The sequence below is a fragment of the Chryseobacterium potabilaquae genome, from assembly GCF_902728265.1.
In the GTDB taxonomy this organism is placed as follows: Bacteria; Bacteroidota; Bacteroidia; order Flavobacteriales; family Weeksellaceae; genus Chryseobacterium; species Chryseobacterium potabilaquae.
The window spans coordinates 1-792 of sequence record NZ_CACVBR010000116.1 but is presented as its reverse complement, the minus strand read 5'-3'; the positions used below and the strand labels follow the sequence as shown (position 1 = coordinate 792).

Annotated in this window: 1 protein-coding gene; it reads right to left on the bottom strand. The window is 36.2% G+C overall.

The window, feature by feature from the left end; all coding sequences use genetic code 11:
- Positions 1-792 (bottom strand): condensation domain-containing protein (locus tag CHRY9293_RS18415; RefSeq protein ID WP_228455608.1); only part of this gene is annotated, 792 nt, incomplete at both ends.

Sequence of the window (792 nt, the reverse complement as noted above, 5' to 3'; positions counted from 1 at the left end):
CTTTGAATAAAGACTTAGCATAATTGAAGGTACCCGATAAAGTATCTCCATTTTCATCTATCATCACTGTAAGATCAAACTTCGCTACATCATATGATAGACTTCCTTCAAAAGGCTGAAGAAAAGATTCGTGTTCATAATATTGTGAGCTTTCCTTGTCCATACTTTGTAATCCAAACATCACTTGGAAAATTGGATGACGGGAAGAATCCTGATCTATGTTTAGCTCATCAACAAGTTTCTCAAATGGAAGATCCTGATGAATCTGGGCTCCAGAAACAGAACCAGATACTCCTTTGATAAACTCACCAATTTCCATATCAAAATCGATACTCATACGAAGAACCAACGTATTTACAAAAAAACCTATCATATTCTCCAATCCAACATGATGACGATTCGCTACAGGAGTACCCAAAACAATATCATCCTGACCAGAATAAGCAGATAGCATTACATAATATCCACTCAACATAACACTATACAAGCTCACTCCAAGATCTTTAGACAATGATCGTAAACCAATACTCGTAGAAGAAGGAACAATAAAGGATACATTACCGCCATCATACGAGATTACAGAAGGTCGTTTAAAATCCAAGGGTAAATTCAAGGATTCAAAACCGGAGAGTTCCCTTTTCCAATAATCTAGCTGAGTATTCAAAACATCTCCACTAAGATAGTCGCGTTGCCATAAAGCAAAATCTCTATATTGGAGAGCCATACTAGGGAGAACCGGACTTTCACCTACTAATAAAGATTTATAAATTGTACTAAGTTCTCCTAAAAAGA